The organism is Cerasicoccus frondis, from assembly GCA_031296915.1.
Classification (GTDB): domain Bacteria; phylum Verrucomicrobiota; class Verrucomicrobiia; order Opitutales; family Cerasicoccaceae; genus Cerasicoccus; species Cerasicoccus frondis.
In genome coordinates, this window is record JAVDPC010000001.1 from 1 (window position 1) to 17,321 (window position 17,321).

Genomic DNA, 17,321 nt, shown 5'->3' on the forward strand with positions numbered 1-17,321 from the left:
CAATGGACCGCTTCAGCTGATGACATCTTCCACAAAATTAATCAATTTTGCAATAAACTAAGCTAACGGAACACTAGAAATGCCCACAAGGGGCAGCCTATGGACAGTCTAGCTTATCGATTAGATCGTAGGCTTATCAGAAGTAGAGCTAATTAATGCCAAGGTGCTTTTGGAATTCAATGTGGAAGGCGACCATTGTGACTGTAACAAAGCAAGCAGACTTCTACAAGCATGACATTATCATATTTTATAGATTAGGTAATTTTGATTGCTAATCGCCTAAATCAGAGAGCTCTCTTTCCCCGAATCCCCAATTGGTCATGCGCAAGAACTATAGTCCCCCTACCAGTAACCATAATGCTGAGCATGGCTTTGCATTGGTGCTGGCTCTTAGCCTGATGTCGTTCATCGTGCTGCTGCTTGTCAGTATGGCGAGCCTAACAACGGTCGAGATACATGCGGCTGAGCATATTAGGGCAAGTAACAAAGCCAAAGAGAATGCCCAGTTGGCGCTCTTGGTCGCGTTGGGTGAATTGCAAAAATATGCAGGCCCCGATCAGCGCGTCACCGCGCGATCCGACATTGCAGGCAACGGCCTCCCGCACCCTCACTGGACGGGCGTATGGGATTCGGCCGACACCACAGAGCCGCTTACTTGGTTGATTAGTGGTAATGCAGGTCTCTTGACCGATAGCCCGAACTTCATCTCACCGGACAATGCCTTGCCCGTGCCGACAACTACCAATGACTATGTGTGGCTATTGAACAACTCCGTCAGCCAGAACGAAGACCGAATCCAGGCTCCGATGATTGCTTTGACCGATTCGTCGGGAAGCACCAATGGCCACTATGCGTATTGGGTAGGCGACGAAGGCGTAAAGGCAAAGTTCAACATCGAGTCGGAAAGCAACACGCCAGCCGTTAGCAAAACGGGCTCACCAACGACGCTTGCTTATCAATTCGGCATCAACCAGTTGGATGACATCTTTTCACAGTCCGATCTGGAAGAAGATTCGCGAACAGCGAACTCAGTGTCCGTTGCGGACATCACGCTCATTACCCACGATGAGACTACCGCCAAAGCGTATTTCCATGACCTCACAGCGTCCAGCTTGGGGCTTCTCACCGACACTCGCAATGGAGGCTTTAAAAAGGACCTTACATTCGCCTTTGAAGACTCTGGCGTCTATACCATGGAGTTTGGTGGAGAGAACAGTCCGGATCGCTTCTTCATTGATGGTTTGGAAGACCCGGAAACTGGCCTAACGGGTCCCAACTGGGATATTCTGCGTGACTATTATTCGCTCTACAATCATGTGACTCTTGGCTCCATGCCAGTGAGTTCAGCGCTGCCAGACGCCAACACTGCGCTACGCACCGATTTCCTTCCTTATAAGCATGGCCCGATTAATGATTTCTGGCACTACATCTACATTGACGATTATCAGCGCAACAATCCGGTTCACCCGGTGCTGTCCCGTCTGCAACTTGAGTTTGGCATTCAGGCTGAGTTGCATAATGACACCGGCAAATACAAGATCCGAATCGAAGTCCGACCAGTAATCGGCCTCTACAATCCCTACAACGTGAAACTGGATGATGCGGTCTACATCTTCCTTTTCCACTTTAATCCCACCATCACACTCGTCGCTGGCGGGAACAACTACCAAATAAACTTCAAAGACCTCGGCTTGCTGAGTAACGGCAGCGGCTACATGCGCTTTATTGTCAACACCGCCAGTGGCGACGGAATCGATTTCCTTCCAGGTGAAACTCGGTTATTTGCACCGCTTAGCCGGACAGCTTGGCTCCCTGGCAGCGGCTACAAGTCGGGAGATAAAATTCCCAATGTGCTGCGCAACACCTATTCAGCCGACGGCAAGCTTTACACCACATTGTACGACGTCAACAAGGACTCTGAAGGCAATGATGTCAAAGATCTCATCCTCATCGATCCGATGGTGGATGAAGACGGCAATCACACCGCCACGGTCGAAGTCACCAGCATCGACATTGGCAATAACGCATTCATCAACTTACTCGTTGGACCCACCCGAGACACCGCCACCAACAATTTACAGAAATTCACTAAGCTCTGGCAGTCCACTCCATCCAGCTTGCACCCAACGCTGATCGATTCCAACAATCCATTGCCGCCAATGGAGCTCTCCAGTTTGCAAGAAGGTGAAGAAATCGCGACCTGGGCCTTCAACATGCAAACCACACGCAGTGACCATGGTCTACGCAATGGCATCGACAACAATTTGCGCACAGTGTTAGGCAACCCCAACTGGGACGGCTTTGTGAACGGCAATGGCAACACGATGATGGGCGGTTTCGCATTCCAGGGAGATAAAGGATTGTTAAACACCCCCCTGCCCCCACAAACATATAACGACAATCGATACAGCGGTCGCTGGGGCAACAGTATTGAAAGCGCCGGGCAAGGGCACGTCGTTCTCTTTGACATTCCACAAGAGCCGCTCCTCTCGATCGGCGCCTTGCAGCACGCCAATTTGTCTCGCTACAGCAGCGACCCAAGCTTCATTATAGGGAACTCCTACGCCAATCCGCGCATCCAGTTAGACGAAACCGTCAATGAGGGCTTTGTCTATAGCGATTATGACGTCTATGACCTACCCTACCTAGTCAATGACAAGCTTTGGGACAGCTACTTCTTCTCCTCGATCGATCCTTCGCAAACAGACGCAGAGATCAGGGATGTGATTGCGCTGAACACCTACCGCAACAAGCGCTACGTTTTCCTGAAAAGCGCCAGCGAGCTAATCAACGAAGGGGTCTTTACCGATGCCAAGAGTGATATCGATCAGTATCACGCACTTGCCTCTTACATGGCGATCAATGGCGCGTTCAACATCAACTCCACCTCAGTTAAGGCTTGGATTGCCGTGCTCAGCTCGATGAACGACTTGCAGTTGCCAGTCTATGACCCCGCCTCCTTGGTTGCTACGCCAACCGAAGGGAACTTGTTCTTCAGCCGCCTGAGCGTGCCCTTCGGCGACGCCTACCAAGCGGATGATGAAACCAGCTATGACAACTTTTGGCGCGGCTTCCAGGAGTTGACGCCTGATCAAATTTCGAGTTTGGCCGAGGATATCGTTGAGCGTTTACAAGCAAGGGGGCGCCCCTTCGGCTCCATGGCGGAATTCGTCAACCGGAGTCTGGTTGACCTACCCGACACACCGGAAGATGAGCGCTTGAGCGGCTTGCTCCAACAGGCCATCGACAAGACCGAAAACAATATTAACAGCTCAATCAACGATTACCTTTCCGAAGAAATAAACGACACTCAAGGCCCGAACCCCTTTGTCACTGATGTTACTGGACAGCAGGCCGCCGGGGCCCCCGGTTATCTCCTTCAAGGGGACATTTTACAAGCCTTGGGCCCCATACTCACAACACGCTCGGATACTTTCATTATTCGCGGCTATGGAGATGTGCGGAACCCATATACGGATGAAGTTACCGCGACAGCTTATTGTGAGGCTACCGTGCAACGCATTCCCGAGCCGGCCGAAGGTGATCCAACATCCATAACCAATATCAATGATCCCGCAGGCACGATGGGCCGCAAATTCGTGATCGTGAACTTCAAGTGGTTGACCCCGGAAGAAGTCTAACTCATATCCACCTTCTACATGTTTCGTATTTTGCGCACCACCCTGGCACTCTACGCCCTTACTGCGTTCTGCGCCTCCTTGAACGCGGCGCCGATCAAACAAGCAGAGCCGAACGTTTCCATACAATTTACCACGCTGAGTTGGGACGCCAGCATGATCAAGGACTTGAAGTTCGAGTCCGAGGGAGAAGTGGACTCGGTCAGCATTTACCAGCGTGGGTTTTCCATTCCACAAACCTATGTGGGACCACGAACGATGCGCTTCTTTCGCGAAGTCACCGATCCGGCAACAGGCGAACCTCTGCGCAATATCGTTGCTCAAGTAAACATTCCGGAAAACGTGAGGGAGCTACTGCTTATCTTTAAGCAAAACGATCAAGGCTCTAAAGAACACTACCAGATTTTCCCCATCAATCGAAACCGTGATGACTTCCCTCGCGGCAGTTACCAAATCTTTAATTTGAGCGACTACCCGATCTCCGGAAAAATCGACGAGCAGCTGTTCCAAATCAATACACAACGAAGCCAGGTCATCAAACTGCCGCTACAGGAAACCGCCACGATCGAAGTGAAGTTTGCCCGCAATGAAAACGACAGTTGGAGCCTCGCCTACAGTTCGCTCTGGGCGCACAAGGCCAACAATCGCGTCAACATTTTCATCTTTAATACCGGCGATAAAATCGACCCCGTTGAAATTCGGATGTACAAAGAATTCCTGCCGGCGCCACCTGTCGCTCAACAAAATTAACGCCCAACGCTTTATTCCAAAGCGGCGGCAGAGGGTTGCAAGCTGACCCGCGTTTCGAAGTAACCATAGCCATAGGCGACGGAATGCGGTGCATTCGTTAGCTCCAACTCACCGGCTAGATACGGGCTGTCCACCGACTCTTCCGTGACGGTCATCAGTTGCTCGGATCCATCCATCAGCAACACCCGAATTTTTGCATGCTCTATTTGTCCGTAGTCGAAATTGATCGGCGCTTTCAAACGGACCGTTAAGACCCGCCCATTCCAACTCGCCTCAATCGCAGTTTCCGATAGCGCCAGATAACTCAGGCTCAAATTGTAAGCGGTGTTAAACGTAACCCAACCCTCAGACCAGCCAACATCGCCCACTTCGGGGTGATACGGGTAGTGCTGATTTTTCGGAGAACCATCGAAGACAAATCGCGCTTCTGCGAGCTGCCCGATGCCCCCCTCGTGATACGAATACCAGCCGAACTCCACGCCCTCGATTTCGCGCGGCGCATCGTAGGAAAAATGCCGCCCCGCCGGGTTTCGACCGAAGGCATTATCGAAATGCGCCCATGCAATTTCACTCAAGCGAACCCGTTCATCTGGCGAATCCACAAAAGGCATGACCGCCAACACGCACGCGGGAAAACCCATGACATTCCCCGGTTCATTCCAATGCGTGTGCAGCTCTCCGGTTGGCGTCCACTGCGTCTCGGACAAGCGTCGAAAATCCCACATATTATCCGAGCGCTCGATCATAATGCGGGCCCAATCATTTAGCTTTGCTCGCAGTCCTCGCGGCGCACGCTCGGGATAAAACTGCGCCATCGCGGCCAAACCAAGAATCGTCGCATGTTCGCTCATGCGTTGGCCTTTGGTGGTTATCGGGTCTCTAAAATCCACGTCATCGATGACCCACTGCGTTTGCGCATAGGCGGCATTGAAAAAGCGCTCCGCAGCGGGGTCGCCATCGCGCAGGGCGACCGTATACATCAGCAGATTTGGCAAGATGCTATGGCCCGGCGGATTGGCGCCTTTAGTCGTCCCGATTTGGCGCTTCACTTCGAGCAGGTTATGGTTCTCCTCTGTCTCATCGTAGCGGTATTGTCGGTCAATTTCCTCCTCCGTCCAAGCGCCCAACGCGTAGGCCTTCACCACATCGTAATTCTGCTGGGGCAGCCACTCTTTGAGCAGTGGCCAGGCATATAAAAAATACGCGAGTTGTTCCTTTAGCATCATGTGCTTGAGCTGCTGCGTGACGATTACATCCGCCCCCCAGTGTATGAGTTTTACCAAGTCGGGCGCCTCCGGGTCATACGGCTCCAGCGCTCCCCAGAGCCCATCTCGCGGCGACTCGTAAGTGACCTGCTTTGCCATGCGCGTATAAGCGTCGGGATTGGAGAGGAGCATGGGCACGAGCGAGTTCAACTCATAGCCAAAGTGATGATCATCGCGCCAGGCAAATGACCCGATACAGACGCCTCGGTGATTACCGACATAGTGACGGCTATCCACCATGAAGTCGACCATGCCCTGATAGCTCACGCGCTCCAGCCACCAGTTACCGATGCGAAACGGTACAGACTTTTCAGCGCCGATATGCACCACGTATTCAGCGTCTCCCTCCGGCTCGAAATCACTGAAGTCTCCCCACTGCTCTTGTAGCTCTCCCCGGTAAAGCACCGTCTCTTGCCCGTTTTCAGTTATCCAAAATGAGGCGCCCTTTTCCGCGAGCGGCGCGGTAAAGCGCTTAGGTTTACCACGATTAAAACCACTTTGGTTTAAATAGATTTTGGGAATATCCGCGTACTGGTTTTGATCTTTGCCCCCAAGTGGTGGGATGCCCTCCTTGCGATAAGGCCAAACCATGATTTCCTTTACGCGGGCCGCATGGTGATCCACCTCATCGATATAAAGTCGGAGCTTGTCGGTGGTCACTTCGACAGCGGCATCAAAAGGGACGCGTAACGCAGTCGCATGGTTGTCCGTTATCGTGGCCGAAGGGATCGTCAACCATTCGCCCTGAGCCCAAAACTGCACCTCAAAGTCCGAGATCGCATCGCGATTTTGATAGCCACTGTATAAGTGGATCCCGCCAATCGCCACCGGCTCGTTAAAGGTGATTTCCAACCATTCCGCCTTGCCGGTATTCAGCTCACTCACCCAACGCGAGTCGTCTCCCGTATCGCCATCAACAGCATTCGTCGCGACATTTTCCAGATGAGTTGAGCTCGCGCGCGCCGTTGAGTTTAAAGCCAAATTTATTGGCTCGGAACGATGCGGAACGGCGTTCGCCAAGCCAGCGAACAGGAGCGATCCACACACACACCGAATCATCAAGGCTCTGTTGTTTCGTTGCCAAAACTTAGCAGGATAAAATCTGGAGTTGGGTATACAGCACATGGGTTCTCTCATCGCATCAATATCAACAGGGGCAATCAACGAGTCTGGCGCCGATACATCCAACGCACATTTCATTGGCGTTCATTCGTATGAAATTGATTTGGGTGTAAAAATAGAATTGCCGCCGGCGTGTTACTGTCACAGTATGGTGTCATGTCTACTCCGTCCAAAGACTCCCCCCCCAAGAAAGCCACTTCACTCCGCCAAGTCGCTGAAGCTGTTGGAGTCTCCAGGATGACTGTATCCCGCGCCTTTAAGCCCGACTCCTCGATCAAGCCTGAAGTGCGTGAGCGCGTTCTCAAAGTCGCGAAGGACCTTGGATATGTGCCCGATACGATGGTCAGCGAATTGATGACCAGTTTTGCTAGTCGACGCCCCATTAATTACCAAGAAACGTTTGGCGCAATTTGGTGGCCAGAACGTTGGAAATGCATCGACGCCGGCCAAGGTTTCGAGGCGGACATTTACCGAGGGCTCATTGAGGGAGCCAAGCTTCATGGTCGCAAGATCGACCACTTTATTATTTCTAAAGACATGACGCCGCGCGCCATCATGCGCATTCTGCAAGCGCGTAATATACAAGGCGTCATCCTCACACCTCCCGCTTCGGTAAAAATTGGCGCACCTGACTTGGAGTGGGATAAACTCAGTAGCGTGATCATCGGCAGTTCTTTGCGCGAACCGCAATTTCACCGCGCTCAAGCCAGTCACTACGCCGCCATGGTCAAAGCCCTCGAAATACTGCAGGAGCGCGGCTATAAAAAGCCCTGCCTATTAGTGCGCAGTGATGTGGAGCAGCGCATGCTGCGCGCCTACACCGCCGCATTCCTTGCGTGGGGACACGCCGATGAACGCATCTGGCACGCCGCCACACCAAGCTCCGACGGACTTCCTGATTGGCTAAAAAGGCACAAGCCCGATGTCATCATTGCCGACTGTGATCCCTGGCACGACTTTCTATCTCCGGAGAATAAAGCCTGTGGCTTCATCTCGCTCGCGGTGCGTAATCAAAAAGGCAACATTTCCGGCATCTACCAGAACTCGTCCCGCATCGCCAAGTGCGCAATCGACCTGCTGGTGCGCGCGCGCTTTACCCATGAGTTGGGTGAGCCAGAAGAGCCCGTCATCATGCTCACAGCGGGCACTTGGATCGAAGCCAGCTCGCTCACCGGAAAAAGTGATTTAGGTCGCCGGAGCGCTAGTCAATACTAGCCCCCCAATGAAAACTCCAGCGACCCAAATCCAAGTCATCAGTCAAGACACACCTTGACCTTATCTAAATAATTTATACCTCCGACACATCCTTTGTGCTTGTTGCGCTGAATGCTTGCATGGAAAACAACGCAGCTGGCGCACCATGCGTCTCCAGCAATTCCAAAGTCAACGCCCGCGTGTGAATCGCCGTGTCCAGGGTGATGGCTACGCGCCCCTTGAAATTCTCCTTGGTTTCTGCGATGCAGTTGCCAGCGTCATCCAGGACACGGAAATGCTTCACGCAAAATGGCATCGCATTCTCCGGATGATGCCACTGCACGGACTCCATTGCATGGTCGTAATCCACATCGAAATATAACACCAACGACGCGACTTGCTGTGGCTCCTCCCACTCCACATGAAGCGTCGGCTTGGCGTCACTGGCCTCCGCGACCCAGGCATTACTTTGGATGAATGGGCGCTGATAATCGCTGGCCAATTGCTCCACGCCAAAGCCTGACAAGGGCGGGCTAAACGTCACAGCAGGCAGCTTCCCAACTGGGCGTCTCTCGGGAAGCCAGAATTCAAAGCTGTCAAATCCACTGCCTTCATCGGGCATTTGCACCGCGCTTTTGGCCACCTTTTTATTCGCGCTGTGCACGAGCGCCATCACCCCACTGTGATGCGCCTGCGACTGCGCTATTTCCACGCCCGGGCATTGGTCGATGCAGACAAAGATGTATTCGTCCTTCGGCAATTTCGACTGGAAGGCAACCGTCACCGGAACGCCGTCGCCCTTAGGCAAAGTGAGCTGCACCGACTCCAATGTTTCGTCTGGAGTAAAGTTGCCTTCACGCTCGGAGCGTCGCAGTTCAAAGCGAAGCTGCTGCTCTTTCGGCGAACGAAAGATGAAGGTCAGCTCTGGCATCGCGTCGGCCTTCACCGGCAGCAAGAGCGCGCGAGCACATTCGAGCGACGCATAGCCGCCGTCTGCAGGGAAGCTGGCGATCCGGGATTCACTCGAAGCCGACAAACGCGCAGAACGAACCAAGTCCTCGGCATCTTCCGGCAGCGACAAGTGAGGGATGAACTGACCGATTCTTCGCAGGCGACGCTGCAGCGTGCACATCCGACTGGCCTCAAGCAAATCACGCGGCTCTAAGCCATTTTCGTGGCAAAGCGCAGCGGCCATGCCCACGGCCTGTGCATTGTGAGCACACGTCATCATGACGCGGGTCGAACCAAAGGCAATGTGTGACGAGGAGATCAGTCGCCCGGCAGAAAACAGGTTATCCACATTACGACTATACATCGTGCGATACGGGATCTGGTAAACGCCCTTGCTGTGAAACTGCGTGCAACCGGAACGCTCACTGTAAACGCCATCTGCTGGGTGTAGGTCGATCGCCCAGCCGCCAAAAGACACCGCGTCATCGAATCGCTTTTGCTCGATGATATCCGACTGGCTCATCATATAGTCGCCCTCGAAGCGGCGACTTTCGCGCTTACCCGGGATTGTGCCGATCCATTCCAAAGTTTGGTTTTCAGACTCAGGGAACTTACCGGAATTTTTAATATAATCCCACACGCCGTAGGCAACCTTCCAGAGTTCCCACTTGATCTCTTCGGTGTCGTGAATCGTGTCCATCCGGCCGCCGTATTCCAGCCACCACAGCGAGCAGCCGTACTGCTTCACTTCGATCTGATCATGGCGCGGAATCTCCTCGATGTTTTTCAGGGCAAAGTCTGGCGCCACGTATTTAACGGGTTCGCCGGTCTCCTTGGCATAGAAATAGATCGTGTGGCCGAGTAGCTCGCCGTAGCCCTCGTCGGGCGCAAACGGTTCGTTGAATTCTTCTGCGGATTCTGCGCCCACGCGGTAAGCGGCGCCCGCCAAATAGCCCATGATGCCGTCACCCGACGCGTCGCAAAACAGCGACGCCGTGATGTCATACATCGTGCTGTTCTGGCTACAAAATGCGTGCAGCAGCTTGATGCGCGACTCGCCATGTTTCTCCAAACCGACCATGACCGTGTTCAGCAGCAACGTGATGTTCGGCTCCAGGCGCACCTTCTCTAGGAGCAGTGCATCGAAGTATAGCGGGTTGCCTTCGCGGTTGCGCCAGACGTTCTCCACGCATAGTTCATCAATGATTCCACCCTCTCGTGACCAGCGGTTGTTGTTACCTTGGTGGGAGGTTGCCCCGAGCGCCCATAAACGCACTTCGGACGAAGCATTTCCACCCAGCACCGGGCGATCCTGCACCAGCGCCACCTTCACGCCTTCACGGGCTGCGGTAATGGCAGCACACACGCCGGCCAAGCCTCCCCCCACGATGGCGAGGTCGACCGCGATGTCTATTTTCTTTAAGGCGCGCGAAAGCGTTGGTTCGGAAATCGTCATTAAATTCGGTGTTTCTGATGTGTCTTAATCAAGAAGAATATCGTGCCGGAAATCAGCACCAGCACTCCGCCAAAAATGGCCAGGATGCCATGCCCGGAATCATTAAAAGGGATCAAGCCAAACATCAGCAGCGCGCATACAAGCAGACAGCCGCCAACGATGATCGCGGGCATCGAGCTGGCTTCCGTTTTTTTGCCAGCGGCAATCACCGCGCTCACTTGCTCTTCCACACGCGTCCACCCAGCGGCCACGTCACTCAGCGAGTAGTGCATTACCGTGAGAATCACCACGGGAATCACCACGCCGATGATCAAGTCCACCGTCGTGCCATTGGCCTGCGCCCAGTTGGCGAGGCCAGCCGTGGACTCCATCACGAGAAAACCGTCTTTGCCTAAGCCCAGCTTAAAGATAAGACCGACAAGAAAGCTGATCGCAACCGTCGTCCAAATCGCGCTGAGGCTAACGCGCTTGCTGAAGAGTCCCCAGATAGTCGGCGCCAGCAGCGGGCCCACCATCAAGCTCGTGATCGCAACGACCACCTTTTCCGCGCCGCCGAGATGCGGGATCAATAGCGACACACCGATCAAGATGGCGCCGAGTAAAATCGTGAAGCCGCGACCGACTGTTACCAGGTGTTTTTCCGTCGCGCCCGGCTTGATGAGGCGGCCGTAAATTTCCTCTGTCAACACGCCCGCAAACACATTGAGTTGCGAGCTCACCATGCTCGCCGTCGCGGAAAACATCGCGGCCACCATCAGGCCGGCCATTCCCGCAGGCAGCACCGCGCGGCAGGCCAGGATGTAGGCCTCCTGCGGGTCGGCGTCCGGGTTGATGGTGCGGTAGATCATGGGGGGCAGCAACCACAGCATCGGGCTGAGCAAATACAGACCGCCGAACAGGTAGCAGCTTTTCTTCGCATCTTGCTCGCTGGATACGCAGATGAAGCGTTGGGCAAAGGCCCACTCCGCGCCGATCATGAAAAAGTGAATCAACACCCAACCAACGAGGAAAAAGACGGTGTATTTATCACTCGTTAACGCAAAAAATCCTTCTGGCGCCTTGTCGATGAAACCGCCGATGCCTCCCACAGTCCCGAAGGCCAACGGCACGATAAAGATCACCGCAAGGTTGAGCACGATGAACTGCAAGACGTCGGTCATGAGCACTGCCCATAAGCCACCGGCCATCGTGTAGATGACCACGATGCCGCCAAATATTACGATGGCCCACATCAGCGAAAGGTTACCCGTTTCGGGGTCGCGCAGTGGATTCCCCTCGGCCAGAGGCATCATCGCCACCAGCACAATCGATAGCGAGTAAAGCGACACCGCCACCCCCACGATGCGGAACACCATCATCGCCCAAGTGTAAAATTGCACCGCGCTCACCCCGAAGCGAAGCTCGATAAACTCGGCCGGCGTTTTCACGCCCATACGTTTCCAATGCCCCGCCACGAAGTAGCCCACCAGTAGCGCGGCCACGCCGTAGCAAAGATTAATCACCACGGCAACCAAGCCATGTTGGTAGGCAATTCCCCCCCATACCACAAAGGTGCCCGCAGAAAACATCGTCATGAACGAACTCAGCCCTGAGGTCCACCACGGGGACTCACCACCGGCGGCAAACATGTCCTCAGAACTCTTGTTCTTGGTCGACAAGAACAGTCCCACCAGGAAGATCCCCAGCAGGTAAACGGTTAGCACAAAATAATCGACGGTAAGCATAAACGAGAAGCGCGTTAGGCGTAGATGGTGAAAAGGCTGGCAAGGGTTTGCCTTCTATGAATCACCGATAGCCTACGGCATGTGTTTCAAGAGCGCAATTAGACGATCTAACGAAAGCTCCCACAATCGCCATCGGCTTGTTACTGTCACAGCTTGAGCTATCAGTTGGTGAATGGCCTCATTTTTTCGGTTGAAGGGTGGCGGCGTTTGGCCACAGACACAGTCCAAAGCGATTCCGCATGTGCACCATAGAGCAACGACTCTTTGCGACGGCCTCCGTTACAGTAACACCTCAATCCTGCTTTCATCTCTTCAGTGGCGCACCAACATGCACGTATATAAGTGAGCCCTTTAAACGTAAACCAGTACAGCCCATGCCGCTTTAGCCCCGTATTGCCTATTTAGGAGCAAGCGCCAGCCGCGACGTCTACTGAGTTTGTATTTATCCACACCCCAACGACAGTCGTCATTGGTTTAGCCAAAACGTAATTCTATGAAGCAAGTTGCAGCGGAAGATAAAGTTCCGTTTTTTCAGAAATTAGCCTACTCTTCCGCCGCCCCAATCGACTGGTGGTCAGTTGGCTTGGCGACAGGTATCCTGTGGATGCCTATTTGGAACATCGCTTACGGGGTGAGCCCCGCTATCCTAGGGATCATCTTGCTGATTTACCGCGGTTGGGATGCGATCGCTGACCCAGTCATGGGGAACATTTCAGACAACACACGCACACGCTGGGGGCGCCGTCGACCGTACATCTTTGTGGGCGCTATTTTCACGGCGCTTCTAGTTCCGGCGCTGTGGAATCCACCACAAAGCGTTATTGGCTGGATGCCGACACTCCCCTTCTTAGGCGACGATCATCAGATTTCCGGACTGGTTATTTACCTCACTGTCGTAGGTCTATTGCTTTTCACCGCTTTCACTGTTTGGGCGATGCCCTACTACAGTCTGATGCTGGAGATGACGCCTGACTACGATGAGCGCACACACGTTGCCGGTTACCGAGCAGCAGTCACGAAGCTTGGGGTGTTTGTTGGCGGATGGGTGCTGGCGCTCGCCTCGATGGATTACTTCATCGATCCGGCTACGGGCGAACCGGATGTGAAGCAAGGCATGGGCGTGGTTAGTTTTGGCTTAGCAGCACTGGTATTGATTTTGGGCATACTCCCCGCGCTGTTTGTTAAAGAGCGCTACTACAAGAAAGAGGCCGCTCAACAAGAGAAGGTGCCGTTCTGGAAAGGCGTAAAGGAGACGGTGAAAATCAAACCATTCTGGCTGTTGTGTGGATTCATTTTCCTCTTCATGTTCGGTAACGGAGTGGTGAGCAAGTTGGGCATCTACTTGAATATTTACCTGATCAACGATGGGGAACTGCAGAGATCTTACATCATTGAAGGCTGGAAAGCCACCGTTTCGGCCCTGGTGGGCATTGGCACGATTCCGATTTGGACTTGGATTTGTGAGAAGTTCGACAAGAAGTGGGCGATGTTCATTATCCTAATTTCAGGCTTCATTGGGGCCGGTCTGAATTATGTGTGCATGCAGCCCGACTACCCCTACCTTCAGTTGGTGCCCGTAGCGTTCAATGCTGGCGTCCTCGGCGCCATGTGGCTCATCGTTCCGTCGATGCAAGCCGACATCGTGGACTATGACGAACGGACCACCCACCAACGCCGCGAAGGCAGCATCAACTCCATCTTCTCCTGGTTCCTAAAGATGGCCTTTACTCTGTCAGCAGGAGTCTCCGGCTTCATCATTGAGGCGACGGGATTTGACGTCAGCGTTGGCAGCGAGCAACCACCCGAAGTACTGACGCGCATGTTGCTGTTTTTTGTCCTGATCCCTCTCGGCTTCTGGGGCGTCTCGGCTTGGATGATGTGGATCTATCCCCTGAATCGCGAGAAGATGCACGCGATTCGCACGGAACTGGAAGGTCGCCGGGGCAAGTTATAATTCAGTCGCTCAACGTCATTTTGCCGATCTGCAACTGCAATTGTGCATATTGAGGCAACCTTCAGGCGACTTGGTACAGTAACATGCCCCAAGGGTTCGACAACATTTCATAGAAACTACAGTCTGCTGTCATCTGTAACAAAACCTTTCTAACCCCATAAGAATCATGAATATCATATCCCTCACCCATGTTCGTTCTTTAGCCTTTGCAACTAGCCTTGTTGTCGCGCTTCCAGCCACTGCGAGCACCACCATCTTCCTCGAAGACTTTTCGGGGGCCGCAGGCCAACTCGGTGGACAGGCTCCGACTGTCGGCTCCGGCGTCTGGAGCACCCCTACCTACGTGGAGAAGAATGGCAGCGGCTCTTCGAATGCCATTGTCGGCGCATCAACCAACTCTCTGGCCTTCACTCTGGAAGCAGGAAACATTTACACGCTATCAGCGGATTTTCAGTCCCAGACTCCCTCGGCAACGACATCAAAATACGCTGGCTTTGGCTTCTTCAACAACACAACGCCCAGCTATACCGCGTTTCCCTCGCTCGGCCCCGAAACCCCCTGGATGTTCCTGCGTACACAAAATGACGCATCCAATCAGGGTGACATGTCGCTTCGCCCCTTAGGCACCGACATCGGAGGCTTTTCGTCGATCGACTCCAGCTTCGACGTAACCGTCAGTCGGAATTACAAGATGGTCTTGGACACCACCGCCTCGGAATTCACGCTGGCGCTCTTCGTTGATGACATCCAGTACGGCAGCACCTTCACCTATAGCGAAGCAGAGTCCTCGGGCTTGCTGTCCGCCATCACCGCTGTTGGCTTCACGACCTCGACTTCCGGCGGTCCCGGCGTCATCTACGACAACTTCAGCCTCACCAGCATCCCCGAGCCATCCACCTGGGCGCTCATCCTTGGCCTCAGCACCCTCGGCTTGGCAGCCCTCGCCAAACGCAGGCGCTAAGCTGCGCGATCAGCAAAATTTTCACTATGGCCGGATACATGCATCCGGCCATTTTTGTTGGGATATTCACGAAGCGTCCCCACCATGTGACAGTATCATTGGTCGCCGGATTTCTTCCCGCGTAATCACCTGACAAGTTGTGCCTTTGCTCCGCAGAGTTCATTCCCAACTCGCAAACCAATCCCTGTATCAATTTCCATGCGACAGTTGCCGCAAACCCTTTCCGCTAAATTGAGCCCACTTCGGGCATTCGCCTGTGTGTGCGCGCTCCTTGCCGCAACCTTACTTTGCAATGCAGAGCAAACGCAAAACCTCGGCGGCATATGGAAGTTTTCCGCCGATAAAACGCTCAACCAAAGTGACGCCTGGACACAGCCTGGCTACGACACTGCGAATTGGGCAAACATGGCCGTCCCGGGCAGTTGGGACACGGAGAACGAGTATGCGCACTTCAAGGGAACGGCTTTTTACGTAACGCAGTTTACCACGCCTGCGGATTGGAAGCACGGCTTCGTGCGCCTGCACTTCGGCGCGGTTTATCAGACGGCCCAAGTATGGCTCAACGGCGAATACCTCGGCGAGCACGTTGGCGGCTATACGCCCTTTGAATTCGACGTGGATAAAGTGCTGCGCGCGGGCGAATCCAACACGCTGGCCGTGTCCGTAGACAATACCTACAACCGCGGCGCTTGGTGGAAATGGGGAGGCATTCACCAGGAAGTAGAGCTAGTTCGCGGCGGACAAGTTCAGGTAGAACGACAGCTGATCATTGCCGAGCCCAACCTCGAAAACGGCACGTCGCAAATCGATGTGCGCGTGATTCTGCGGAACCTTGGCGATACTCCATTCCGCGGTGAACTGCTCTCACGCATCGTCAGTTGGAAGAATCAAAAGCCGCAGGGCCCGCTCGCGCAGAAACCGATTTCACTCGAAGCCGGAGCCACTAAAACGGTAGAGCTTACATTCCAGCTGAACCAAGGAGAGACCACGCTGTGGGACTTGGGCAATCCATATCTTTACGAACTGCTCACGCGCGTGCAGCAGGGGCAAACGACCGTTAGCGAAAAGAGCGACCGCTTCGGCATTCGGAAGATTTCAACAGCCGACGCGAAGCTCCTGCTCAACGGCAAGCCGATCCACCTCAGCGGCTTCAACCGCGTGGCAACGCACCGCGCCTACGGGCAGACTGACCCCGAGCATTTGGTGAAGTTCGACATTGATGCGATGATGGCCATGGGCGCGCGCTTTTCCCGCATTGCTCACCACGCGCAGACGCCCGAGCTGCTCGACTATTGCGACGAAGTTGGCTACCTGCTGATCGAGGAAATTCCGGTCTGGAGCAAGACCGACCCGCAGGTGTGGCCCAACAACGAGCAGACCAAAACCTGGCTCAGAGAAATGATCGACCGCGACTATAACCACCCTTCCATCATCGGCTGGTCGGTGGGTAACGAGCTGGCCGAGCAAAAGCACAAGGGACAGCAGATGAGCTGGCGCGTGTATGAATACGTACGCACGATGATTGAGCATGTCGGCACGCTCGACCCAACGCGCCTCAAGACTTACGTGAGCAACACCGCCACCGGCGCCAACGGACCCGGCATCGACCCGAACGACGTGGTCGACATCATGATGCACAACAGCTACGGCGGCGCCCCGGGCCAAGTCGAGAAGCTGCACAAGATTTGGCCGGACAAGCCGATCTTCGTGTCCGAGCTCGGCAAAAGCCAGGTGGGCAATCATCTCGACGAAGGCAAGCTGCACGAACAGCTGAAAGAAGAAATCTCTGCGTTGAAAAAATATGACTACGTAGTCGGCTGCGCGATCTGGAGTTACAACGATTATCGCAGCCACTTCGACGGAACACCGTCCACTGAAAACCGTGCATGGGGCGTTTACAATGTGTGGCGCCAACCCAAAACTGCTGCCTACGAAATGCGCGAACTCTTCACCGGTGAAGCCAGCGATGCGCCGCTGCCCACCATGGCGCCGATTCCAAACTACCGGCCAGTGGACGCAGTCTATATTCTCGCTGCGGTCCCACTGCCGAATGCCATCATGGTCGGTTACAGCGTGGTCGACGAAAACGATGATTACGAAATCGCTTATCAAAAAGATGGTGGCTCAACGCACACACTCGAAGTGCGTGGCCTCAAAGGCGCGGCCAAAATCAGCGACTTGGAACCCGGCAAGTATTCACTAAAGATTCGACCGCTCAAAGACGATGCGGAGTGGTCCGCCGCCTACGAAGTCAAGGTAACGAGCGAGGACTCCCTTTCCTCCCAAGTTTCACACAACTAATTTCC

General features: G+C 54.1%; 9 protein-coding genes. 6 read left to right on the forward strand and 3 right to left on the reverse strand.

What is annotated here, in order from left to right:
- Positions 1-320 precede the first annotated feature (320 nt).
- Together RBB63_RS00005 and RBB63_RS00010 are read left to right on the forward strand one after the other, a co-directional pair.
- Positions 321-3,641, forward strand: a complete 3,321-nt coding sequence (locus RBB63_RS00005; RefSeq protein WP_309379810.1) for a hypothetical protein — start codon at positions 321-323, stop codon at positions 3,639-3,641.
- An 18-nt stretch (positions 3,642-3,659) separates the two neighbouring features.
- The gene (locus tag RBB63_RS00010) at positions 3,660-4,388 is read left to right on the forward strand and encodes a hypothetical protein (protein ID WP_309379811.1); all 729 of its coding nucleotides are present in this window, start codon (positions 3,660-3,662) and stop codon (positions 4,386-4,388) included.
- Between the two features lie 11 nt (positions 4,389-4,399).
- On the opposite strand, the gene RBB63_RS00015 is transcribed toward RBB63_RS00010, so the two are convergent.
- Positions 4,400-6,700, reverse strand: a complete 2,301-nt coding sequence (locus tag RBB63_RS00015; RefSeq protein WP_309379813.1) for a discoidin domain-containing protein — start codon at positions 6,698-6,700, stop codon at positions 4,400-4,402.
- A 231-nt stretch (positions 6,701-6,931) separates the two neighbouring features.
- On the opposite strand from RBB63_RS00015, the gene RBB63_RS00020 reads away from it, so the two are divergent.
- Entirely contained in the window at positions 6,932-7,990 is a 1,059-nt protein-coding gene (locus RBB63_RS00020) for a LacI family DNA-binding transcriptional regulator (protein ID WP_309379815.1), read from the forward strand.
- Positions 7,991-8,063: 73 nt separating this feature from the next.
- Here RBB63_RS00020 and RBB63_RS00025 read toward each other — a convergent pair whose 3' ends face one another.
- Positions 8,064-10,376 carry an FAD-dependent oxidoreductase gene (locus RBB63_RS00025; protein ID WP_309379817.1) on the reverse strand — a complete coding sequence of 771 codons (2,313 nt, stop codon included), beginning with the start codon at positions 10,374-10,376 and terminating at the stop codon, positions 8,064-8,066.
- Entirely contained in the window at positions 10,376-12,100 is a 1,725-nt protein-coding gene (locus tag RBB63_RS00030) for a sodium:solute symporter family protein (RefSeq protein ID WP_309379819.1), read from the reverse strand. Before RBB63_RS00030 ends, RBB63_RS00025 begins: the two co-directional genes overlap by 1 nt.
- A 493-nt stretch (positions 12,101-12,593) precedes the next feature.
- Here RBB63_RS00030 and RBB63_RS00035 point away from each other — a divergent pair, with 493 nt between their 5' ends.
- From RBB63_RS00035 to RBB63_RS00045, 3 genes are all read left to right on the forward strand, one after another.
- On the forward strand, positions 12,594-14,054 hold the full coding sequence (locus RBB63_RS00035) for an MFS transporter (protein ID WP_309379821.1): 1,461 nt from the start codon (positions 12,594-12,596) through the stop codon (positions 14,052-14,054).
- 166 nt (positions 14,055-14,220) lie between these two features.
- A complete protein-coding gene (locus RBB63_RS00040) occupies positions 14,221-15,015 on the forward strand; it encodes a PEP-CTERM sorting domain-containing protein (protein WP_309379822.1) in 795 nt (264 codons plus the stop codon).
- Between the two features lie 198 nt (positions 15,016-15,213).
- A complete protein-coding gene (locus RBB63_RS00045) occupies positions 15,214-17,316 on the forward strand; it encodes a glycoside hydrolase family 2 protein (RefSeq protein WP_309379824.1) in 2,103 nt (700 codons plus the stop codon).
- Positions 17,317-17,321: the final 5 nt, after the last annotated feature.

What these genes read in the sequence shown, in the direction of transcription:
- RBB63_RS00045 (WP_309379824.1), top strand. Translation starts at nt 15,214, where the DNA reads ATGCGACAGTTGCCGCAAACCCTTTCCGCTAAATTGAGCCCACTTCGG.
- RBB63_RS00035 (WP_309379821.1), top strand. Translation starts at nt 12,594, where the DNA reads ATGAAGCAAGTTGCAGCGGAAGATAAAGTTCCGTTTTTTCAGAAATTA.
- RBB63_RS00010 (WP_309379811.1), top strand. Translation starts at nt 3,660, where the DNA reads ATGTTTCGTATTTTGCGCACCACCCTGGCACTCTACGCCCTTACTGCG.
- RBB63_RS00005 (WP_309379810.1), top strand. Translation starts at nt 321, where the DNA reads ATGCGCAAGAACTATAGTCCCCCTACCAGTAACCATAATGCTGAGCAT.
- RBB63_RS00025 (WP_309379817.1), bottom strand. Translation starts at nt 10,376, where the DNA reads ATGACGATTTCCGAACCAACGCTTTCGCGCGCCTTAAAGAAAATAGAC.
- RBB63_RS00020 (WP_309379815.1), top strand. Translation starts at nt 6,932, where the DNA reads ATGTCTACTCCGTCCAAAGACTCCCCCCCCAAGAAAGCCACTTCACTC.
- RBB63_RS00040 (WP_309379822.1), top strand. Translation starts at nt 14,221, where the DNA reads ATGAATATCATATCCCTCACCCATGTTCGTTCTTTAGCCTTTGCAACT.
- RBB63_RS00030 (WP_309379819.1), bottom strand. Translation starts at nt 12,100, where the DNA reads ATGCTTACCGTCGATTATTTTGTGCTAACCGTTTACCTGCTGGGGATC.